Here is a 21,431-nt window from a genome sequence, read left to right on the forward strand (position 1 = left end):
TTTGCACTGATAAACAACCGAAGCCCCCGCCTCGGATTATGAAGTCACCTATGCGTACGATAACGCCGGGCGCCTGGGTACCGTATTTCTTGCCCAGAATTTCCCCATGAACCCAAGCTCGGCCCTAGCATATGGGTAGAAGACCCCATAGTTCCAATTTATTTCATGGTTTACAAATCACACAATGAAAACGAATTCCGTAGCGCTGTACCCGCTGGCATTAATCATTTCCGTGTTGCTTGCCACCTCCCCTCCGGCAGTCGCCCAAACCGTTGCAGATTTGGGTGAGGGACAGAATTTTACAATTTTGGGTGGATCAGCAGTCACAAATACCGGAATCACAGTCGTAAATGGCAATTTAGGGGTGAGTCCTGGCAGTTCCATTTCCGGATTTCCGCCAGGCACGGTGATCAACGGGGCTATTTATAATAATGTCGCACCGGCCACCACGGCTCATGCCGATACGATTACGGCTTACAATTTACTGGCTGGCGTGGCAATGACAGCAAACCTGACCACGCTGGATCTGGGTGGTATGACGCTCGCCCCCGGAGTTTACAAATTCAACAGCACAGCCGGGCTGACGGGGACGCTCACGCTTAATAATGTTGGAAATCAAAATGGTACGTACGTTTTTCAGGTTGGCTCCGGTCTGACAACGGCTCCCAGTTCGGCAGTGGTATTGCTTGGCGGTTCGGACCCCAACATATTCTGGCAGATCGGCAGTTCAGCCACCCTGGGTACCGCGACCGTATTTGAAGGAAATATTGTAGCCAACACAAGCATTACCCTGGACCCCGGGGCCAGCATCGCAGTTGGAAGGGCCCTGGCGATCAATGGAGCTGTCACGATGGCTGGCGGTAATTCAGCCAACCTTAATGCATTGGCGCTTCCCCTGGTTTCAGTCGGCGCTTATTGGAATGGCACCACAAGCGCCAATTGGTCGGAGGCGAACTGGTCGCCCACCGTCATCGGTGGAGCCTCCACGACACTCACTCCCCTGGCGGATGTTGTTTTTTCAGTAAACGCCATACCTGCCGTCCAACCGTTGAATGAAAATACCATCCTCGATTACAATGCCAATATTTCAAGTCTTACGGTCAATGACCCAGTGCCGGTGACAATTAGCAGTCCAATACTTGGTCCCTTATCCACCCTCACGATCACCGGTGCAGCCGGTGCGGGCAGTACTGTTACGATTAGCAATGGAGCCGGCCTGACGACAATCAACAGCGATCTTGTTCTCGGCGGTTTGTCTCAGGGAATTAATGTCAGCAACTCGGCCGGTTTGGTGATTAATGGCGCAGTCAATGGGGCGATGGGACTGACAAAAGCGGGAAGCGGTGTGCTGACCCTGAATGGAGCCAACACTTATACTGGCGGCACAAATATCAACGCGGGATCGCTCGCCGTGGGCAGCGCCGGCGCACTTGGTGCGGGCAGTGTCACAAATTCAGCCACACTGGAAACAACGGCGGCATTGAGCGCGGTCGCGCCGCGTGCGATTCATGTAAATGGCTCGTTTGTCCAGAATGGAACCGGCACCCTGCTGCTGCAAGTGGCCAATTCACCGTTGCCAACGCCGTCGATGAACACCGGTATTGCGGGGACTGACTATGATACCCTCGTGGTGACCGGCACGGCATTGCCGGGAGGTGCACTGGATCTGAACTTTAAAGCCGGCACTGTTCCCAGCCAGGGACAACGGTATGTTGCAGTTACCGCCGGAGCCCCGGTGATGTCGCAGTTTATCTCACCAACCACAACCAATCTTCCGGCGTCGTTTTACACAGTTACAACATATAATGACACGTTTGGAGGATCGCAGCCGATTGATAGTGTGATTGTCACCCTGCTCAAGCCCTTTGCTTTGTCTCCCGGATTGACGCCGAATCAAACCAGCGTGGGTAATAATATTGACAACAATCTTGCACTTCTCGGCAACGGCGGCTCGATGGGAACGCCAACGGGTGCCGCAGCAGACTTTTTCAACAACATCGTTACGGGGTTGAATATCTCGTCCAACGCGAATGGCTCACTTGGGCCGGCATTGAATGAACTCTCACCGCAGCGCTTTCAAATCCTGCGCAATATCGCTTTCGACAACTATGCGTTTGAGGTCCAAAGCTTGGATAACGAATTGGCCCGCGAGCGGAATGGCCAGGGCGGGTTTGACATGTCCGGCTTTGTGTTTAATGACAGGACACTTGGAGCGCAGCTGTCATCCATCAAGAGCCGTCTGTACGCATGGAATCCCCCCCCTTCCGCCCCCGGCTTGTTGAGCGATTCCAACCAGACCATGCTGGCCGGCGCGACGATATCTGAAGACAAGGACCTCAATGCGATCGGATATCACGCACAAGCACCCATTCGTGAGCCCTTGAACAAATGGAACGGATTCATTGATGGCGGCGCCGAGCTGGGCGATCTCGATCATAATGTTGACGTTAGCCACTCTTCCTACACCACGGGCCGTGCCCGTATTGGAGTAGATTATCGCGTCGCAACAAATCTTCGAGTGGGCGCACTCTTCGGATTCAGCCATACGGACGCAGACCTGGATTACGAAGGCAGCAAAGCAAAGGTCGATAGCTATACGCCGGGTCTCTATCTGGCCTATGCGGACAAACAAGGGTTCTATGCAAACGGCTTGTTCACCTACACGCGCAATGAATACAGCACGGATCGCAGGATTGTCATCCCCGGCGTCGATCGTACCGCGAACGGCTCAACGGGCGGCGACCAATTCGGAGCCAATCTATCCGGCGGCTATGAATTTCACAGGAACAACTGGACATTCGGACCCGCCGTCGGCTTGACCTATGTAAATCTCGGGATCAACAGTTTTAATGAAACTGGCGCCGGCGCGGCGAACTTGAGTGTTAACAACCAGTCGGACGATTCACTCCGCAGCCGCCTGGGCGGAACCGTGCGCTATCAGGACAAGATCGGTTCGGTTGTTATAGTCCCACACCTGAGCGCCTTCTGGCAGCATGAGTTTCTTGACGAGTCCAAACTTATCACCAGTCAATTTGAAGGATTACCGGCTGGCACGTTCTCCGTTCAGACCGTCAAAGGTGATAGTGATAACGCTTTACTGGGGGCTGGAATCGATGTTGAAGTGACAGATAGGGTCACATTGTTTATCGATTATCAAGCAGAAGCAGGCGGTTCCACTTTCCTTGGGCAATCAGCCACCGGTGGCGTAAAGGTCAGTTTCTAACTCCGCAATGTGAATGGGGTCAACTCCGATAGTCATCGCGAGTGAACTCCGACATTCGTCGCGAGCGGGTTTCCTGACATTGACATATCTTTGACGAATTTTGCCTTTCGCTTTCTACACGCTTTTCGGAAAAAAAGTTCAAAGATTATTGGGGGGCCGATGGCGGAAAATCCTGGCAATCAAACGGGCCAGAAAGAGGTCCGCCTTCTTTAAAAGCATTTTCCAACGGGGATAAAGCCTTACAGGGGTACAAACATGCTGCCAGTAACTCCCTTGGGCCCGGGTCGGGGCCTTTCCTTGCAGGCAATACAGAGCGTAACGGATCTCCCAGGGCTTTGGCATGCCGATTGCGTGAAACATCATGGGTTTGCCGGTTTTAAAACTCATCCCGTCCGGACCAGCCGCGGAAAGGGCACAGTCTGAAATCATAAGGGCCACGTTGAGCGCATCCTGATCCGCCATCTGGAATGGATTGGTTCTGTCGCCATAGCTCAGGTGCTCGCGGTCCGGGTGCTGTTCCTGAATCAAAAAAATGAGCTTTTCCCAAAGCGATAAAAATCCGGCGTCCTCGCGTTTGATGCCGATGAATCCCGAGTTGAGATAAAAATCAAGATCGCGGAAGGAGGTATAACCCCGGGAACGAGCGTGGGATTTCCATTGGAGCCGCAACGGATGGGAAGCGCCGATGTTTGTCAGGTCCTCGCAAAGCGGAATCCCGAAGCGGATCCAATTTTCAAAAAAATCCCAGGAGCGGTGGATAACGATGTCCGGATCAAAATAATAAACCGCCGCGGCTTCAGTGTCGTATTCCTGCAATACGCGCAGCATCAGTTCCGGTTTATGGTGGGAAAGATGGCAGCCGGGGTTTTCCCGGCAAAAACAGAGCGTCAGGCCGGCTGCGGGCGAAAACTCCAGTCCATGAACGCCGGGGCTTGCGGCGCGCGCCCAAAACGGCAGATCGCCGCCGCGCCAGCCGATCCAAAACGTTCCCCGGTACCCATGAAGATAAAGGGAATTGAGCAGCGCGCCGACGCCATAATGGTAATCGCCCTCGAACAGGGTGCAGGCTGTTGCGCGCATACGGGACTAAACTTAGACAACAGTTGTGACCTGTCATGCTCTTTTGGGACAGGGACGGATGCTGCCAGGAATGCAAAAATCGCCTGCCAACCCCGCCTGTGGGCGCGCGCCGACAGGGGAAACCTCTCCCACCAGACATGTGATTTTGCACCGCAGGGTTCCGGCCTTTCTCAACCCATTTGTAACACCAACTTGATATGTCCGAAACATGGGCTTGATAGAAATGGTTCGTGACTTGCTCCAAAAGATGCTCGAACAGGAACCGCAAGGGCCGGGCAAGGGCCGTTGCCTAACCAACCTTAAACTTTATTATTATGAACTCTCTGAACAAAGTATTTTTAATCGGAAACCTGACGCGCGACCCGGAAATACGCCACACGCCCAAAGGGATCGCCGTGGGTGATTTGGGGATGGCAATCAACATGCTGTCCCGCGGGCCGGACGGGGCTGAAAAGGAAGAGGTTTGTTATGTGGATGTGGTGCTCTGGGGGCGCCAGGCGGAAGCCTGCAAGGAGTACCTGGGCAAGGGGGCTCCGGTTTTTGTGGAAGGCCGCCTGCAGTTCGACCAATGGGAAAGCCAGCAGGGCGAAAAGCGCAGCCGTCTGCGCGTGCGCGCCGAGCGGGTGCATTTTTTGGGCCGTGGTGGTGGAAACTCAGGCGGGAATTCCCGGGACGATGCTGCGGAACGCGGCTCCAGCGGCCGCAAAGCCGAGAGCAAGACGGGCGAGTCCCGGGTCCGGGAATCGCATGTCAGCCCGCTTTCCAACGCCACCGATGACGAGATGCCGTTGTAGATATTCATTCCACAAAAGCGCCGGATTTTTGATTTTGAAAACCATAGGCACAACCTTTCCGCCAGCCGCCGGCCATCTTGACAAGCGACACTCCGAGTGTCATTTTCAAATTATGAAGCTGAAGACGGTTTCCATGCTGGAATTGCGTTCCCGGGGGCGGGACGTGGTCAGGCGCCTCGAACGGGGGGAGAAACTGGCGCTGACCTACAGGGGGAAACGGGTGGCGACCCTGGTGCCCGAATGTTCCGGAAAGAACCGCCCGATTCCCGCTGACGATCCGATCTATCGTTTTGTGGAAAGCGCGGAACCGATGGGCTCCATGACCAACGAACAAATCGATCAGCTCCTCTATGGAAAGCCGTCGGATCTTCGTTGATACCCACGGATTTTACGTCTGGGCCGATACGGCGGACCCAATGCATGAGCGGGCGGCCTCCCTGCTTCGCCCGATTCAACGGAGGTTTATTACAACCGAATGGATTCTTATTGAAACGGTGAACCTTTTTGTTGCCAGGCGCAAGGCGCATTGGGCTGCGGAATTGCTCGATTTTGTCGCCCACACCTCAGCCCTTCAAATCGTTCCTGCGGCATCCGAGCAGTTTCAATCCGCCTGCCGTCTTTGGGAGGCATATCGCGATCATGCATTCCCCTTGACCGACTGCACGTCGTTCGTGGTGATGCGCGAGTTCCGGCTCAAGGATGCCCTGACGGCGGACGGGCATTTTCGCGTGATGGGTTTCAACCCGATGCTTGCCGATTAGGCGGGGCCGGACACAGCCAAGCGGGAGCCTCCATGAAAAAGAGGGTCTCAATCTATTTGTAACACCAACTTGATATGTACGAAACATGGGCTTGATAGAAATGGCCCGTGACTCGATTTAAGAGCTGCGGCAATAAACGGCTAAGGGGTGGGTTTTCGCTTTTGGAAACGATGGGGGTTCTGACGGGCGTTCTCATGCTTGCTTCGGTCTCACTGCCGGCTGTGAACAGCCTGGCCAATCAGACTGCCCGCGTGGGAGCGGCCAATCTCTTGCTGGAAGCCTTCGAGCAGGCGCGGGTGTCTGCGCTGAGCAATGGAACGAACGCCTACATCGGGTTCGCGAATGAAAACCTTTTTCCCGAGCGCGATTCAGAATACCCGTATCGCGCGTTCGTTATTTTTCGCGATAGAAAGGACAGCGACCCTGGCAGTGGGCAGTTTGTTCCTCTCAGCCGCTGGCAATTTTTGCCAAAGAACATTTCATTCAAGCGCGAGCGCTTTTCAATTGTTGGCGCTCCGCCTGCGGGCGTCCCGTATGCCTTGGCGCTCAGCGACATGTCGATTCCCAGACTAAAAACCGGAGACCGGGTGCCGGTTGTGGTCTTTGGCCCAAATGGAAGCATTCAAAATCCGAGCCAGCCCAACGAATTGCGCCTGTTTCTGTATCAAGGCTTCTTTTCAAATGGGCGGGACAATCTTGCATCGCGAAGTACCGGATGGTTTGAACGCGTCACCCTTCAGCGCAGTACCGGGCGGGCGCAACTGGATGTGACAACCACCGAGTAACATGACTCATTCAACCTTGCTTTCTGTAGTGCGACTCCGAAAGGGATTCTGCCTGGTTGAAATTGTCCTGGCACTCGCGGTTCTCGCCTTGGCTCTCACGGGCATTCTGGCTCTTTTCCCGGTGGCGCTCGGCGCCGCGGCAGACAGTGGGAGTGAAACTCATGCCGCCTTGATTGCACAGTCGCTCGTCTCGGAAATCAGGGCCGGGAGAGGGAGTCGGCGCGTTATTTATTCGAACATTCAGACAAGCCCGCGGGAGCCGCTGGGTTCCGGAAAAAATTCAACCATAATGCTGGACTTAAAAAAGTCGGGCGATTGCGACAGGCATTGCCTGGTATTTGACGGCGATGGAGGCCCTGCGGGTGAAATCGGCCCGGAAGCTTATAACAAAGGCGATTCGACCGGTTCATATATTGTGGTGGTTAAGGCTGCCTACAAGCCGCCACCGCAGAACATCACACAGCTTGGTATAAACATCGAATGGCCCGCAGGCGCCAGGGCCAGCTGCCGCAAGAGGCAGGCTTTCGTTACATGGATTGCTCCGGATGTATGAATATGCGACTCCAAGAGGGTGGCGCGGTGATTTATGCACAGATAGGGATGGGCGGGTTGAATCGGAATGAGGGCTTCACACTTGTCGAGTTTCTTGTTTCGACCGCGGCCTTTTGCATCCTAATGCTGCTTTTGCTTTCATTTTTTAACCAGGCGACGTCCGCATGGCAGAACTCGGAGAAAAAAACAGATGCGTTTCGCGAAGCAAGGGCCGCATTCCATTATATCCGGAGCGACCTGCAGAACATTACTGTCACGGAGCAAATACCGCTTTATACCGGATCTCAGGCTGAACTTGTTGCAGTTGGTGGAAATTATGCGGCGCAAAGCAATTCCGACAAAATCTTTTTTCTTTGCAAAGCGCCCCGCGCCGGACAGGTCGTCGGCGGGAACAAAAGCGATCTGTGCGCCACGGGCTATTACGTTGCTTATACACGCTGCGGAATCAGCGGAGGCGCGTACAACCTGCACCGCTATTTCAAAAGCAGTGATGAAACCTGGGGTGCAAATTCGCCTGCGCCGGGAGCCGGCCTGCAACCCTACCTGACAAACCGGTCCAATCCGCTATTCATGCCCGCTGCAGCCACCCGGGATGGGGATGAGATACTTGCGCGCAATGTGACGGATTTTATCATTCGCCCCTGCCGCAGCGATTTCAGTTCCCCTTCAATTTGGCCTGCTTTTGAAAGGCCCGCCTTCTTTGATGTCAGCCTTCGGGCCTTCAATTACAGCACCGCAAAGAAATTTCAAGGCTCCGAGGATTGGACGCGCAACACAATGCTCAGAATGCAAAATTCAAGGTTGTTCCGGATGCGGGTGAGCACGAACTAAACCGGAATATTTTGACCACAAAGAACATAGATATGAAGAAAAGCTTTGCGCTCATCAGCACATTGTTGCTGCTTGCCATACTTACGATCATGGCACTGGCCTTTATGCAGTCGATGCGCCTCAATCACCTGACAGCACGGGCTTATCTTTATAAGGCCAGGGCCGATCTGGCGGCGCAGGGCGCCTTGGATGAAGCCAGGGAAAGGATCGTGCGCGCCGCAAGTGATCCGATTTCAAGCCATGTGGACCGCACATTTACAACGGAACTGGAACCCGCCCCGGACGGATTCCAGGGCCTGTCGCCCTTGGTTACAATCTGCCGTTATTCAAAAACCTCCGGGAGCGAAGAACTTCATCGCGCATGCCTGCCCCTTGTTTCCACTTCAGTTGCCGACGCGTCATTTAAGGACAATTTTGCCAACGCTTGGGCCGGTCTGTATCAGGCGCGGGAAGACACCGCAACATCGGACGATTTGAATAAATCGGGAATGATCCAGTGTCCCGATCCGGTAACTGGAGCGCCAAAGCCGGGGTATTTCCGCGTTGAATTGTTGGATTTAAAGGACGGGACCGGCAAGGCCTTGGCCCGCTATGGATATCAAGTCTTTGATGAACAGGCCCGCCTTAATCCCGTTTTTCATCATTCCAAGGCGCGTAAGTCCACTGGAGGTGCGGCGGAGGAAATTGCCCTGTCGCTGGGCAATTCCGTTTTACTGGCCCCTTCGGAATTGAGCCGTTACAAGGCCGCGCCCGCGCTTCCCGCGAGTCCCTATGCCATTGGGCAGTTTCTGGACAGCACTGAGCGGGTGGATGTAATCCGGCATCTGTTTGGTTATTATACGACTCCAGATGAAGATGTGATTCCTGCGGGATTGCCGGACGCTGGAAAACCCAAATATAACATCAATGAGCTTGCCACCAATCCGGTGTATGGTTCAACCGCAACGGAACGGGCGGAACATATCGCGGCAATCATCGATCGGAATCTTCCTTATTTCAAATGCCGGGACCCCAGCTTGGCAGGCGAAACAGACGCGCTCAAAAGGCGATATCTCAACCGCCTCGCGGCAGGCATCGTGGATTATATCGATGCCGATACGGACATTACCACGGTCAACGGCGGAGAGCCGGCGGGACGTGATTTATTTCCTCTAGTTACCTGTGTGGCGGAACAATTTTACTGCGGGCCGGAAACCGATGCGGATGGATTCTATCATGCCGTCATCCAATCCCGCTTTTTTGCCCAAATTTGGAACCCTTACACCGCTGCAGCCACTGGTTCAGCCCGGCTGGTTGCGCGCAATCGCATGCGCATCCATTACGGAACCGCCATTGTAACACCGTTGGAGGACTACGAGCCGGCGGTTCAGACTAACATTATCGTCCGTCCCAATGAGTTTGTTGTGGTGGCCTTCCCCTGGGTAAGCCAGACATTCAGCAGCCCCACCGGTCCCAACATTTCGACTGCCAGCCGCCCGCACTGGGACTATTCGCCCGCCGATACCGCCGACCAAACCACGCATTTGCCATTCGAGTTTGAATGGAACGGGCAAAGGGTGGATATGAACCGGCGCCTGCCAGTTTCACCCGGCCTGGCCAATGCGGGAATGGATCGCAACAGCAAAACGTTGAGCTATGGCGTCACTCACTATCAGGTGTGCGGTATTCCAACGCCGTCAGCTCCCGTCGGCTCGGATTACAGGGCGGTTGGAGATCCGCGTTTCACGTATCTTAGTAATTATGATTGGAGCTCGCTCAGCGCATCTGACACGTACGCAAATGAGACGCGCTGGAAGGGCCGGAACCGGGATTTACCCCCTTTTACGCAGAATTTTGCCAGTACCTGGCAGCAGCGGGATTATGTGCGGGCCAATCCTGCGGAGGGAAACGCCCCAGGCAGCATCAATATGGCGCCTGACTGTGTCCCGTCTGCTTATTCGGAAGCCACGGATGCCGCGAACGCGCCATTCTACATCCGGAACGGCAATATGCAGTCGCCCGGTGAACTGGGAAATATATTCGATCCGGCACAGGCAGACAGCACGGGCGCAGCCCCATCGGGAGGCAAGCCTCCCGGCATTTTTGTCGCCGGTGGCGGAAGAACGCTTCGGATCGGGCAGCCTGAGTTTTCATACTGGGATTCACCGGGACGGCGGGCCATGGAACTGCTGGACCTCTTTACTGCAAACCCCATCAACACGGGAACAGGTTACAGTGAAATGTCAGGTAGAATCAACATCAATACCGCGCCACGGGAAGCGTTGGAAGCGCTTTTCTGCGGCTTGCGCATCGAATCGGATGGGGGCCTGCATGGGAATGTGGAATCCAAAATAAGCAAGATCACCGCGGACGGGGCGTTAACCCTCTCCAGTGCCATTATTGCAGAAAGGGGAAAGAACGGGGCATTTCGAAAACTTTCGGATTTGTACCGGATTTTGCCGGTACTGAACCGGGCCGACAGCTATGATCCCCCGCTGGGGAACGGGCCGGGAAAGCAAGCCCCACTGGCAATGGACCGCGCCAGGGAGGAGTGCTTTGGAAAAATATGCAACCTAGTGGCGACACAATCGCGCAGTTACCGGATTGTGGCAACAGGCCAGGCTTTGGATCCGGCGGGGAGAACATGCGCCCAGACTTTTATCGAAGCGATAGTGAGCCTGCGGCTTGCCAGCGATTCTAGTGGAGGCATCAATTGCAAACCTGAAATAATCTATGAGCGGAGCTACTGACTTTTTTGCGGCGTTTGTCCTTTTGATTCTGGGTACTCCAATCCAGGGGTCATTGTTTGGGGAAGAGCAGGTGAGCGCGGGGGGCAAGACTTCCGAACAGAAAACGGAGATGAGTGTCCAGATTGTGAATGCGACCTGTGTTCCGGAAATTGCGGTGTGGATCAACAATCAACCGGCTTATCCCCGGTTTCCGAGAGGGCTTTGCACGTCTGACGCCCCGGTTCCCTATCTGAAGGCTGAATATAAAATCCGGGATTTAAAATCAGGACGGGAAGCCGTGCAGACCCTGGAATTGGAAAACGGCAGCAGCCAAACCCTGCTCCTGCTGGGTGATTTTAAGGTGCCGCGGCGCAACGGAGATTATTTGGAATCGCTTGAAGAGGCAAAAATGGAGAACGGGAAAAAGCGGCCGAATGTGGCATTTATGGTCTTGCCTCATGCATTGAAGAAAGGGGAGAAATTGTTGCGCTATCGTGTCGTGAATGGAATGCCTGGGCAAACGCTGGAACTGTTGCTGGACAAGGGCGCGCAACACATCCCTGTGGCGCCCGGCGGCCTTTACACTCTGGAGCGCCAGCCCCCTGTGGCGACGCTAGACATTGAAGTCGGAGGCAGTCCGCTCCCAGTCCTGATTAATCAGGAGCGCCATTTTCGGAACTGCACGATTGTATTTTATAAGACGGAGCAAGGTCCCTCCTTTGTGCGGGTATTTGAAAACACCGGGAAAAGCCACAGGAACCAGGAAAGCGGGGACGAAACAGCCTTGCTGCCTTTATCCAACATTCCTTAACGAACATGTTACATGGTCGAGCTAATTTCGTAACAAGCGCCGAATACATTTCCATTCAACAGTTGCCAGGAATCAGCCCGGCAATAAAAAAGGATTGTTTATGAGAAAGATGTGGATATTGAGTGTCTTGACAGGCTTGATCTGCGCCGCGCAATTGAACGGGCAGATTATATTCAGCGAAAATATGGGGACGCCAACCGGAACGACCTCCATTTCCGCCAACGTATTTCAAAATTCGTCGTTCGGATTCTCCGGAACGGGGGATGTGAGAAGCACAACCACCTCGGGCGGTTACATTGGAGCCTCGGGAAATGGCAACATCTTCCTGACTGCAGGCAGTAATGCGAATTTTGTGATATCAGGGATCGACACCCTTGGTTATGCAAGCGGTTCTCTGGATCTTTCCTTTGGCGCCTACAAGTCGGCCATTGCATCGAGCATGTCGGAACTGGTTCTGGAGTACAGCAACAACGGCGGGAGCTATGTTTCCCTGGCCTTGCCCGCGCAGGCGACCGGTGCGGGAACCGCCAATTGGCGTTTGATTGACCTGATCGATACGGCTCTCCCCGTTACATCCAATCTCTCATTGCGCTGGACCAATACCGCGGCATTGGGCGGTGTGCAATTCCGCCTGGACGATGTCATGCTTTCCGGGACCAGCGCGGTGCCGGAACCTTCCAGTTTTGCCCTTTTATTTTTGGGCCTCGGCGGACTGTGTTTTTTGCGAGGACGCGTCTTAAAATGCTATCAAGTTAAAATTTGAGATGAGGTCTGCTTTATCGAGTGATCGTGCAAAGCGCGCCAACGTCATTGCGAGGAGGGACGACGCTGCAATCCAGCAAAGCACATGGATCGCCACGGCCCAAGACGGCCTCCTAATGAACAGATGTGACAAGATGTTGAAAGATGGAATGTTGGAGGTTTCGTAGCTTTTCATAAGGGCCAAAGGTCCGCCCTTTACCAGCCTGGGGCGAAGCCCCAGGTGTGGACGTATAAAAATGTATCGAGCTCTGAAGGAGCGATCCAGAGCTCGACATACGTTAGAGCGCACCTTCAGTGCTTGAGATTTTATACTATTCGTATTCCTGGGGCGTTGCCCCAGGCTGGTATGGGCCGCACCTTTGGTGCTTCTCTCACGAACCCACGTTCATTCCCGCTCAAAACACCTGTTTGAAAGGTTTGGATTCTCGCGATGACGAGACGGCTGGGGAGGCCTGGTTTCGTTAGCACAGATCCAAACGCAACCGCGTCACTGCGAGGAGGGCTGTTTTCCGCGCAACCCTTCGGGCCGCTGTTCTTTGCACCGCTGGCGGTGTTGCTCGCTTGCCCGTATCGTCCAGATAGGGGTCTGCGTTCGCGCCTTGCCAGCGGCGCAGATCCCAAGCGGCCAACCCGTCATTTCACAAAGATCAGACCGCTAGCCCGGATGTTTCACACGCTTCTGAAAACCTCAGCAAAGTGTCCTGCTCCAAAGTCTGGCAGGAACTGGGGTGCAGGAACATCCGGGTTACAAGCAAAACCGCCTGAATGGGTATTTTGTTTTGATTTTTGAATTGGAACTGCCTTATTTGGAGGCGGTTTTGCAATAGCCTGCATATGCCCAGTACGTATCTTTCCGCTGTTACGTCCCGGCGTTAACAGGTTGACCATTGAAATGAGTATGAAATATGCAGGCTAGCACCCTGAAAAATTCCCATTAGTGGCGAAAAGTGCAAACGCTGATCCTTGATTGAATGGGTTGTTCCGCTCCCATAATTTCCCTGAAAAAGGATTGAGTAACCCCGGGGATTGGTTCAAAGTCTGCCGATCAGAGCCCCTGATGGCTCTGAATTATTTAGTCTCTCAAACCAAACAAGGAGTCCCCCATGACAAGCAATCCTCAGGAAAAACAACTCGGTATGCTTTGCCACTTGCTGGCATTGGCAGGCTACATCATCCCGTTCGGCAATATCATCGGGCCATTAATCATCTGGCAGGTGAAAAAGGGCGAGTCATCCTTTGTGGATGATCAGGGTAAGGAATCCGTCAACTTTCAAATCACAGTCACGCTTGCGGCGATTGTCGCAGTGATCCTGTGCTTTTTGCTGATCGGGTTTGTCCTTTTACCAGTGATCGGAATTGCCGACCTGATTTTCATCATCATCGCGGCATTGAAGGCAAACGAAGGCGTGGCCTATCGTTATCCTTACACACTGCGCTTGATCAAATAAGCAGCCTGATCGGCCAGGGTCAGTCCGTGGCCTTTTTGGCCTGGTTCCACAACGCATCCAGCTCGCTCAGGGTAAGCCCCTTGAGCGGGCGCGATGTGTTTTTCTCCATCCACTCGAAGCGCCGCACAAACTTGCGGTTGGCCTGGCGGCAGCTTTCTTCCGCGTCCATTTTGCAATGGCGCGCAAAATTCACCACGCTGAAAAGCAGGTCGCCCACTTCTTCCCGCAATTTTTCCGGATTTTGAAAATCTTTTTCAATTTCCGCAATTTCCTCCTTCACCTTGGCAAGGACATCGCGCAGTTCCTGCCAGTCGAAGCCGACCTTGGCCGCCTTTTTTTGGATTTCCTGGGCCTGCATCAACGCGGGCAGATGCCGGGGAACCCCGTCGAGAGCGCCTTTTCTCTCAGGTTTTTCCTTCTTTTTGATTTCTTCCCAGCGATGAAGTACCTCGCCGGACGTGGAAAGTTTGTCCTCGCCAAAAACATGAGGATGACGGCGGACCAGCTTTTCGCAAATTTCACGCACGACAGTTTCGAGAGTGAAAACGCCGCGCTCCTCCGCGAGCTGGGCATGGAACACAATATGGAGCAGGACATCCCCGAGTTCTTCCCGCAGCATGGAGTCGCTCTTTTCATCGATGGCCTCCAGCACTTCATAACATTCCTCGAGCAACTGGGGCTTGATGGATTCGTGGGTTTGCTCGCGGTCCCACGGGCAGCCGTCCGGCGCGCGCAGGCGGGCGATGATGTCTTTCAGTTGTTTGACCGATTCCATTCGTATTGATTACGCGGCTGGGCCAGGAATGGCAAGCGATTGAACCTTTGAACCACGAAGACACCAAGGCACGAAGAAAGAGAAAGTATATTTTAGGTTAAAGGAAGCCACTCCCAAGGGGTTGGCATTTATCCGTGTTGTCCGTGGTAAAGCAGTTTTCCTTCTGCTTGCACTGCGGATTAATTCGTTGCGTTCATTGGGCTTTTCAAGGCGCTCAACAAGGGATCCGTTTTCACCGCGGGCTTGAGCAGGGGTTCCAGCTTTACAGCCTGCTGGGCATGGCGGCGGGCCGAACTGGCATTGCCAAGCCGGGCCTGGCAGCGGGCAAGGTTGTAATGGCAAAACCCGCTGCGTTTGATTGCATCCGGCGCCGACATCCAGATGTCGATGGCGCGCGCCGGCTCGCCGAGCTGCTCATAAGCAAGCGCCTGTTGAATATAAAAATCGGGCAGCTCCGGATAACGGTCATGGCCTGCTTGCGCCAGTTCGGCGGCTGATGACCACTCGGAGCGAAGGAGAAAGATCTGGCCTTTGAGGCTCATGACCTCGGGAAGGTTCTGGAAATCCTTTTTCAGATGGGTCAGCTCGTCCAAGGCCTCATCCGGCATGCCAAGGTTCAGGTAGCCTGAGGCAAACTGCAGGCCCCAGCGCAGTTTCGGATCCAGTTTCGTTTCCGGCACAAATGCTCCTTTCGTGAATGACTGTCACCACAGTCAGACTTAATTAAGCTTAATCTGTGCCAAGCGCAAAGCGAGGAGCGCAAAAATGCAAAAACTTAATCGTTCCGACGTCCGCCCATTAGAAGAGGCAGCAGATAGTAGAGCATATAAAGCAGCGACGTGATAAAGGCCGCCACATAGGTCCAAGCCGCCGCATCGAGCACTTTTCGCATGCCGGTTTCGGCTTCTTCGGAAGACAGGAAATGCATTTTGTTGAGAATGATTTTTGCGCGCCGCGAAGCGTCGAATTCGACCGGCAATGTAATCAGGTTGAAAAGCATGATGATTCCCCAGCCGAGCGACATGACCAGCAGATAGGTGTGAAGGGAAATTCCAAACCCGCCATGATAACCGCCGGTGATCCAAAAGAGCAGGGGCAGCCAGGTAACCGCCTGGTTGGCATAAGTGGTGGCGCCAACCGAGGCCATGCGCCATTGGAGCGGCGCATAGGCCAGCTTGTGCTGGATCGCGTGGCCGCATTCGTGGGCGGAAACACCCAGCGCCGCGGCCGAGTCCCCGTGATAATTTTCAGTTGAAAGGACCAGCCGCTTGTTCATCGGATCATAGTGGTCGCCGAGCATCGAATCGGCCTCCACAATTTCAACATCATGGATTCCCGCCGATTCCAGGATGCGTTCGGCGCAGCGCGCGCCCGTGTAGCCGGACCCGGCCGGCACCTTGCTCCACTTGGCGTAGGCGGCCTTCACCCGGCATACCGCAATGATGGAGATGGCGGCTGTTACGATAAAAATGAGCAGAAACATATTGAGTCCTCCGTAGATGGAAAAATCTAGCCCTCCGTTGATCCGATGCAAGGCAATCCCATTGCAGTTTCAAGAATCAAGTTCGCCACGGCGAATCCGTCCGGCGGCGGATTTGCCAGTTTTAAGCCGGGGCAACTTGCAAGATTTGGCTCCCGCCTTTCTGCTCTTCGCGTCCTTCCTGTAACATCCGCCTTCCAGTCCTCCGGCTTGTTATTTGCCGTACATCCCTTACAATCTGCGCCGTGCAACTGAACCGTTATGACAACAGCGCGTTTGACCGGGGCGCAGGACGCCTGAAAGAGGCGTTCTGGATTTTATGCAAATGCCTTTTTTTTCAAAACCCGTTTCCCTGGCCCTCGTTCCTGCGGGTTTTCTTCCTCAGATTGTTTGGCGCAAAAATCGGGAAAGGCATGGTTATTCGCAGTGGAGCCAACATTACATTTCCCTGGCGATTTAAGGCCGGCGACCATGTCTGGATCGGCGAGGACGCCTGCATTCTCAGCCTTGCGGAAGTTGTCCTGGGATCGAATGTGTGCGTGTCCCAACGCGCCTACCTTTGTACCGGCTCGCATAATTTCCGGAAGGGAACTTTCGACCTCATAACCCGTCCGATACGGATTGAAGACAGCGTCTGGATTGCGGCCCAGGCTTTTGTGGGTCCGGGAGTTACGATCGGGCACGATTCCCTGGTGAGCGTCGGCAGCGTGCTCCTGCGTTCGGCGGCGCCCGGTACCATGTCGCGCGGAAATCCCTGCCGCACAGTTTCGATTCATGCGTCTGCCTAACCCTGATGCCCTTTTGACTTGAAAATTTTGCTGATCAACCAGTATGGACCCGGTTCAGGCGCGCCCACCGGGAGGCTGCTTGGCGAATTGGCGTCCTTTTTGGAGGAAAACGGCCATCAAGTGAGTTGGCTGGCAACAGACCCGCTGTATGGCGCCCCGAAACCCGGCTGGCGGCGCTGGCGCCACGAACTCCGGGCGCATGTGGTGCTCCTGCTCCGCGGCCTGTCCCATCCCGCAGTGGACGCCGTGATTTCGTTCACCTCCCCTGTTTGCCTGGTTGTTACCGCGCGCATGATTGCCTGCTTTCACCGCGCCAAATCCTGGCACTGGGCGATGGATCTTTATCCGGACCTGGCGGTCGCCCTGCGCGAAATCAAACCCGGTTTGCTGGAAGCATTGCTGCATCGCCTGATGAAAATGGCCTATCATAGCACTGGCGGTGTTGTGGCGTTGGATGAAGACATGCGCGGTTATCTGGAGAAAGTTTACTCGGTCAAGGCGGATGTCATTCCGCCCTGGCCTGAATCCGCAATCGAGACCGAACTTTCACTTGCGGATTCCCGGCCGCCCGGCCCGCGCTGGCAATGGATGTATTCGGGGAACCTGGGGCGCGCCCACGAATGGGAAATTCTGGCGCTGGCCCAATCGGAATTGGAAAAGCGCGGCTTGCCGGTCTGGCTTGTTGTGCAGGGAGGGGGAGCATCGCTGGAATTGTTGAAAAACAAGGCGCGTGAATTGGGGCTCAAACAGTGTGAATTCCGCGGTTACGCTGCGCCGGGGGATTTGTTGCAAAGCCTGTTGTCATCCCGGGTCCTGATCGCAACGCAAAGGCCCGAAACCACAGGCTTGCTCTGGCCCAGCAAGCTGTCGCTTTTGCTGGATCTGCCGCGTCCCCTGGTTTGGATCGGGAATGGAAAATCCGCAGCCGCCCTGGCCCTCCGGCAAAGGCCGGACACCGGAGTTTTTGATCCGCATGAGACGTTGAAGCTGGTGGATTGGCTGGACAAGCTGTATCATCAAACGAATAGTACGCATAGACAACAATGCAGTGCGCCAGGGGTCCGACAAAACTCGAAAGCGCTTTGGTTGAAACTTATTGAATCGGACAGGGCATCGGTTTGACTGTGATCTCTAACATTCGTCACGAAAAACGGAATATGCAGGCTGCAGGCAACTGAATTTTGGAAGGGAAGCATTCTTTGATTATCGCCGGAATATTTTTTGTCAGTGCGATCTTTGTCACGATTTTGGCCACGCCGCTCGTGATCCGTTGGAGCGCGACAGGGCATGGTCTCGACCAGCCGGATGCGTTTCGCAAACGTCATCGCGCCCCCATCCCGCGCCTGGGGGGGCTGCCGTTGTTCGTGGTTTTTATAACAGGTTTTATTCTGATCACAAATCTCCAGCCTTCTTCGAGTCCCGGCTGGGCGGCGATTGGAATTTGCAGCGGATTGATTTTTATTTTGGGTCTTTGGGACGATTTCAAGCCGCTCGGGGCAAAAGCCAAACTGGCCGGGCAAATCCTCATTGCCTTGACGGCGCATTTCATGGGCCTGGGCATCAACGTCATCACATGGCCGCTGGGGCATTTCAGCATGGAATTGGGGGAATGGTCCCTGCCCCTGACCGTGTTCTGGCTGGTGGCAATTCCCAATCTTGTCAATTTGATCGACGGGATCGACGGCCTGGCGTCCGGTGTGGGGCTCTTTCTTTTTATAACGCTTGGTTTTGTCGGCTGGGTGGGCGGCCAATTCGGAGTCACATGGATTTCCTTTGGTATGGCAGGGGCGCTTCTGGGCTTTCTCTGCTTTAATTTTCCGCCGGCTCGCATTTTCCTCGGAGATGGCGGGGCTTACCTGATAGGCTTTGTCATCGCCTCATTATCACTTGCCAGTTCGAACAAGGGGACCATTGCCGCCGCATTGCTTGTCACAACGGTGGCGCTTGGGCTTCCAATCATGGACACCACCTTCGCGCTGTTGCGCCGCGCGGTTCGCGGCTTTCCTCTTTTTCAGGCCGACGCGGAACACATTCACCACAGGCTGACTCTGTTGGGCCTTTCCGACCGGAGGGTTGTGTTGGGCATGTATCTCATCAGCGTGGTGCTCAGCCTGGTCGGTTTGAGCGTTTTATGGACACAAGGACGGAGCCTGCCGGTGGCCGGTGGACTGGTGTTCGTGCTGGCTATTTTTGCCGTCCGTTATCTGGGTTATATTTGGACCTGGGCGGAACTTACGACACAGATCCGGCGGGCGTTGAGCCGTCGGACGGATGTCAAATACACCCTCCTTTTGGCGCAACTGTTGGAAATGGAAGTGGGCCGGTGCCGGAACCGGGCGGAATTTGACGCCATCTTCCTTCAAATGCTGGTGCGCGCGGGCTTTAGCCTGCACGGTTCCGGGGAAATGGAAGGACGGTCCCCCATTCTTTTGGAAACCCGCAACAGCCCCCCGCTGACCCTTTATGTCCCGTCAGAGCAACAGGACAATCGTTACTGGAAGCGCATGGCCAATTGCTTCCGGCACGCCTATCAAAAAGCCGGCGAACGGTGGGATCCCGAGCAGATTCCGAAATAATTTTCAAATGACTCCATGATCAGCCGACTCAACCAGTTTGCGATTGTCTGTTCCGTCCTCCTGGCTTCGTTTCTGGGAGGTGGGCGCGATCCGTGGGCCTGGGGGGCGATCCTTCTCTCCACGGCCTTCTGCATGCTGATCTGGCCGTCATGCCATTCTCTGCCTAGGAATTGGTTCTTGTGGAGTGTTGGATTTCTTGCCTGGTGCAGCATGGGTCTCTGGCCCTTTGCCCTGCTTGCAAGGCCCGCATGGCAGAAGTCATTGATCGAATCGGCCGACATGAAGCTGGGGCCGTTTCTCTCGGCGCAACCGTGGATCACACTGGAAAGCTGGATCATTCTTGCCGCTGGAATGCTTTGGTTCTTTTACATTGCAAGTCTCCCGGCGGGGCGGCACCAGAGGCGGGCACTCCTGCGCTGGTTTTGCTACGGCGCCTTTGTCCTGGCGGGTCTGGCACTTATGTGTTATCTGGCAGGGCAACAGTTCCCATTCTGGTATTCCCCCAAAAATCTTGGTCCGTTTGAAAACCGCAACCAGATGGCCTGCTTCCTTGCAATGAGCGGTGTCATTACCCTGGCGCTTGCCGTGGATCATTTGCGGCGCCGGGAACTCCGCGCATGGATCCTGGCTGCCGGGTTCATTCTTTTGCTGGCCACGCTGTTTCTCAGTTTCTCACGCGCCGGTATCGCGCTTTTTTTCGGCGGTGCCGGCCTTTGGATTCTGCTCGCATTCCGGCTTTCCTTCCGTCGGGCGCGGACGTGGATTGCCTTGTCCTGTTTACTTTTGGCCTTTGCAGGGTTTATGCTTTTTGGAGGCAAAACATTGCAGCGCTTTACCGGTGAAACAGCCGAAAAGCTGGAATATGGCGGGCGAGCCCAAATCCAACGGGATGCCATTGACATGGTGCTGGCCCAGCCGGTGGTTGGAGTCGGTCTTGGCAATTTCGCCGGTGCGTTTCCGATGTACCGTACCCATTCCCTGACCGAGGACTTTGTAAGGCATCCCGAAAGCGACTGGCTGTGGCTGGCATCCGAAACCGGGGTGCCCTCCCTGATCCTACTGGCCGGGTTGGGCCTTTGCTTTTTTCGCGGTTGCTTTCCATTCGACAGCGGTTCCGACCGCTCACTGCGTGCCGCATGTCTGGCTGCAGGATGCATGCTGGCTGTGCATGGCATTGTGGATGTTTCAGGCCACCGGCTGGGGACCATTTGGCCGGGTCTTTTATTTGCGGCGCTGGCTTTGCGTCCGGAATGCAGGGAGGCGCCTTCCCGCATGTTCACGATCCTGGCTTCAATTGCATGCTTTTTGATCATTTTAATATCCATTCTGTGGGTGACAACCTCGCTGGATATCGCCCACTTCCCCGGGTCTGCGCGTGCTGATATTTTGGGGCGAAAAATTGAGCAGGAACTGGCCACCGGGCGTTATTCCGAAGCAAAAAGGGATTGTGACGATGCGATTTGGATTCGGCCATTGCAATGGAACACTTATTTTTCGAGGGCCGTGGCCCGATTGAAGTTGCATGAAAAGGTCGAAGAAGCCGTGGCTGATTTCCGGCGGGCCCGCACGCTTGAACAAAACAGCTCGCGCCTGCCCATGGAGGAAGGGACGATCCTGTTGCCGTATAACCCGGATGATGCGTTGGCGGCCTGGTCGGAAGCGCTGCGGCGTTGTCGGCAGGGGATGGAGGTGCGCAGCGTGGAAGAGCTTTATAATTCCATGCAAAAGCAGGCGGAAAAATACCCGGCGCTGCGTGAAAACCTCCTGTTGGTGGCGCGTGATTTTCCGCAGCTTGAGGGGTACTACTGGATGTCGGCCTCGAAGGACCAGGCGGATGAATTTCTTCAAAATCTTTTGCAACAGGACGACACCATCGAGTCGAGCCCCGAAAAGGAACCCGACTGGGTCTGGAAACTGTGGATTCGCGTGCGTGGCTTACCGGATATGGAGGAGTTTTTGAGTGACAAACCACAGGTCAGTTTAAAAATCTGGCCCATCCTGCTTGAGGCCTGTGTGGAGCAGCAATTATACGAAAAGGCCTACAAGCTGCTGAAAAA

General features: G+C 54.7%; 19 protein-coding genes. 15 read left to right on the plus strand and 4 right to left on the minus strand.

Features of this window, described 5'->3' with window-relative positions:
• The first annotated feature begins 184 nt into the window (after positions 1-184).
• Positions 185-3,223, plus strand: a complete 3,039-nt coding sequence (locus PHD76_01315; protein MDD5260465.1) for an autotransporter domain-containing protein — start codon at positions 185-187, stop codon at positions 3,221-3,223.
• 138 nt (positions 3,224-3,361) lie between these two features.
• Here the strand turns inward: PHD76_01315 and PHD76_01320 are convergent, their stop codons facing one another.
• Complete coding sequence (locus PHD76_01320) at positions 3,362-4,303, minus strand: hypothetical protein (GenBank protein MDD5260466.1); 942 nt, start codon at positions 4,301-4,303, stop codon at positions 3,362-3,364.
• 314 nt (positions 4,304-4,617) lie between these two features.
• Here PHD76_01320 and ssb point away from each other — a divergent pair, with 314 nt between their 5' ends.
• The 10 genes from ssb to PHD76_01370 all read left to right on the plus strand — a co-directional run bounded on the left by ssb (position 4,618) and on the right by PHD76_01370 (position 13,755).
• Positions 4,618-5,097 carry a single-stranded DNA-binding protein gene (gene ssb, locus PHD76_01325; protein ID MDD5260467.1) on the plus strand — a complete coding sequence of 160 codons (480 nt, stop codon included), beginning with the start codon at positions 4,618-4,620 and terminating at the stop codon, positions 5,095-5,097.
• A gap of 112 nt (positions 5,098-5,209) precedes the next feature.
• A complete protein-coding gene (locus tag PHD76_01330; protein MDD5260468.1) occupies positions 5,210-5,473 on the plus strand; it encodes a hypothetical protein in 264 nt (87 codons plus the stop codon).
• Complete coding sequence (locus PHD76_01335; GenBank protein MDD5260469.1) at positions 5,448-5,858, plus strand: PIN domain-containing protein; 411 nt, start codon at positions 5,448-5,450, stop codon at positions 5,856-5,858. Before PHD76_01330 ends, PHD76_01335 begins: the two co-directional genes overlap by 26 nt.
• Positions 5,859-5,965: 107 nt before the next feature.
• Complete coding sequence (locus PHD76_01340; GenBank protein ID MDD5260470.1) at positions 5,966-6,643, plus strand: hypothetical protein; 678 nt, start codon at positions 5,966-5,968, stop codon at positions 6,641-6,643.
• A 1-nt stretch (position 6,644) separates the two neighbouring features.
• On the plus strand, positions 6,645-7,196 hold the full coding sequence (locus PHD76_01345; GenBank protein MDD5260471.1) for a hypothetical protein: 552 nt from the start codon (positions 6,645-6,647) through the stop codon (positions 7,194-7,196).
• A 2-nt stretch (positions 7,197-7,198) separates the two neighbouring features.
• Positions 7,199-8,026, plus strand: a complete 828-nt coding sequence (locus PHD76_01350) for a prepilin-type N-terminal cleavage/methylation domain-containing protein (protein ID MDD5260472.1) — start codon at positions 7,199-7,201, stop codon at positions 8,024-8,026.
• 32 nt (positions 8,027-8,058) lie between these two features.
• Positions 8,059-10,755 (plus strand): hypothetical protein, encoded by a 2,697-nt coding sequence (locus PHD76_01355; protein MDD5260473.1) that lies wholly within the window; start codon positions 8,059-8,061, stop codon positions 10,753-10,755.
• Positions 10,739-11,545, plus strand: coding sequence for a hypothetical protein (locus tag PHD76_01360; protein MDD5260474.1), 807 nt, complete (start codon positions 10,739-10,741; stop codon positions 11,543-11,545). Before PHD76_01355 ends, PHD76_01360 begins: the two co-directional genes overlap by 17 nt.
• A 100-nt stretch (positions 11,546-11,645) precedes the next feature.
• A complete protein-coding gene (locus tag PHD76_01365; GenBank protein ID MDD5260475.1) occupies positions 11,646-12,308 on the plus strand; it encodes a PEP-CTERM sorting domain-containing protein in 663 nt (220 codons plus the stop codon).
• A 1,102-nt stretch (positions 12,309-13,410) separates the two neighbouring features.
• On the plus strand, positions 13,411-13,755 hold the full coding sequence (locus PHD76_01370; protein MDD5260476.1) for a DUF4870 domain-containing protein: 345 nt from the start codon (positions 13,411-13,413) through the stop codon (positions 13,753-13,755).
• Between the two features lie 19 nt (positions 13,756-13,774).
• Here PHD76_01370 and mazG read toward each other — a convergent pair whose 3' ends face one another.
• The 3 genes from mazG to PHD76_01385 form a co-directional block, all read right to left on the minus strand.
• Positions 13,775-14,530 (minus strand): nucleoside triphosphate pyrophosphohydrolase, encoded by a 756-nt coding sequence (gene mazG / locus PHD76_01375; protein ID MDD5260477.1) that lies wholly within the window; start codon positions 14,528-14,530, stop codon positions 13,775-13,777.
• Between the two features lie 179 nt (positions 14,531-14,709).
• Positions 14,710-15,210: a tetratricopeptide repeat protein gene (locus tag PHD76_01380; GenBank protein ID MDD5260478.1), complete on the minus strand. Its 501-nt coding sequence runs from the start codon at positions 15,208-15,210 to the stop codon at positions 14,710-14,712.
• A 95-nt stretch (positions 15,211-15,305) separates the two neighbouring features.
• Complete coding sequence (locus PHD76_01385) at positions 15,306-16,013, minus strand: zinc metallopeptidase (GenBank protein MDD5260479.1); 708 nt, start codon at positions 16,011-16,013, stop codon at positions 15,306-15,308.
• Between the two features lie 242 nt (positions 16,014-16,255).
• Between PHD76_01385 and PHD76_01390 the strand changes: the two genes are divergently transcribed.
• The 4 genes from PHD76_01390 to PHD76_01405 form a co-directional block, all read left to right on the plus strand.
• Positions 16,256-16,798 carry a WcaF family extracellular polysaccharide biosynthesis acetyltransferase gene (locus PHD76_01390; protein ID MDD5260480.1) on the plus strand — a complete coding sequence of 181 codons (543 nt, stop codon included), beginning with the start codon at positions 16,256-16,258 and terminating at the stop codon, positions 16,796-16,798.
• Positions 16,799-16,816: 18 nt separating this feature from the next.
• Positions 16,817-17,920 (plus strand): hypothetical protein, encoded by a 1,104-nt coding sequence (locus PHD76_01395; GenBank protein MDD5260481.1) that lies wholly within the window; start codon positions 16,817-16,819, stop codon positions 17,918-17,920.
• A 77-nt stretch (positions 17,921-17,997) separates the two neighbouring features.
• Complete coding sequence (locus PHD76_01400; protein MDD5260482.1) at positions 17,998-19,374, plus strand: MraY family glycosyltransferase; 1,377 nt, start codon at positions 17,998-18,000, stop codon at positions 19,372-19,374.
• Between the two features lie 15 nt (positions 19,375-19,389).
• The coding region (locus PHD76_01405) for an O-antigen ligase family protein (protein MDD5260483.1) at positions 19,390-21,431 on the plus strand (2,042 nt) is incomplete at its 3' end.

This window comes from Candidatus Methylacidiphilales bacterium (assembly GCA_028713655.1).
Taxonomy (GTDB): domain Bacteria; phylum Verrucomicrobiota; class Verrucomicrobiia; order Methylacidiphilales; family JAAUTS01; genus JAQTNW01.

What these genes read in the sequence shown, in the direction of transcription:
- PHD76_01315 (MDD5260465.1), top strand. Translation starts at nt 185, where the DNA reads ATGAAAACGAATTCCGTAGCGCTGTACCCGCTGGCATTAATCATTTCC.
- PHD76_01320 (MDD5260466.1), bottom strand. Translation starts at nt 4,303, where the DNA reads ATGCGCGCAACAGCCTGCACCCTGTTCGAGGGCGATTACCATTATGGC.
- ssb (MDD5260467.1), top strand. Translation starts at nt 4,618, where the DNA reads ATGAACTCTCTGAACAAAGTATTTTTAATCGGAAACCTGACGCGCGAC.
- PHD76_01330 (MDD5260468.1), top strand. Translation starts at nt 5,210, where the DNA reads ATGAAGCTGAAGACGGTTTCCATGCTGGAATTGCGTTCCCGGGGGCGG.
- PHD76_01335 (MDD5260469.1), top strand. Translation starts at nt 5,448, where the DNA reads ATGGAAAGCCGTCGGATCTTCGTTGATACCCACGGATTTTACGTCTGG.
- PHD76_01345 (MDD5260471.1), top strand. Translation starts at nt 6,645, where the DNA reads ATGACTCATTCAACCTTGCTTTCTGTAGTGCGACTCCGAAAGGGATTC.
- PHD76_01350 (MDD5260472.1), top strand. Translation starts at nt 7,199, where the DNA reads ATGCGACTCCAAGAGGGTGGCGCGGTGATTTATGCACAGATAGGGATG.
- PHD76_01355 (MDD5260473.1), top strand. Translation starts at nt 8,059, where the DNA reads ATGAAGAAAAGCTTTGCGCTCATCAGCACATTGTTGCTGCTTGCCATA.
- PHD76_01360 (MDD5260474.1), top strand. Translation starts at nt 10,739, where the DNA reads ATGAGCGGAGCTACTGACTTTTTTGCGGCGTTTGTCCTTTTGATTCTG.
- PHD76_01365 (MDD5260475.1), top strand. Translation starts at nt 11,646, where the DNA reads ATGAGAAAGATGTGGATATTGAGTGTCTTGACAGGCTTGATCTGCGCC.
- PHD76_01370 (MDD5260476.1), top strand. Translation starts at nt 13,411, where the DNA reads ATGACAAGCAATCCTCAGGAAAAACAACTCGGTATGCTTTGCCACTTG.
- mazG (MDD5260477.1), bottom strand. Translation starts at nt 14,530, where the DNA reads ATGGAATCGGTCAAACAACTGAAAGACATCATCGCCCGCCTGCGCGCG.
- PHD76_01385 (MDD5260479.1), bottom strand. Translation starts at nt 16,013, where the DNA reads ATGTTTCTGCTCATTTTTATCGTAACAGCCGCCATCTCCATCATTGCG.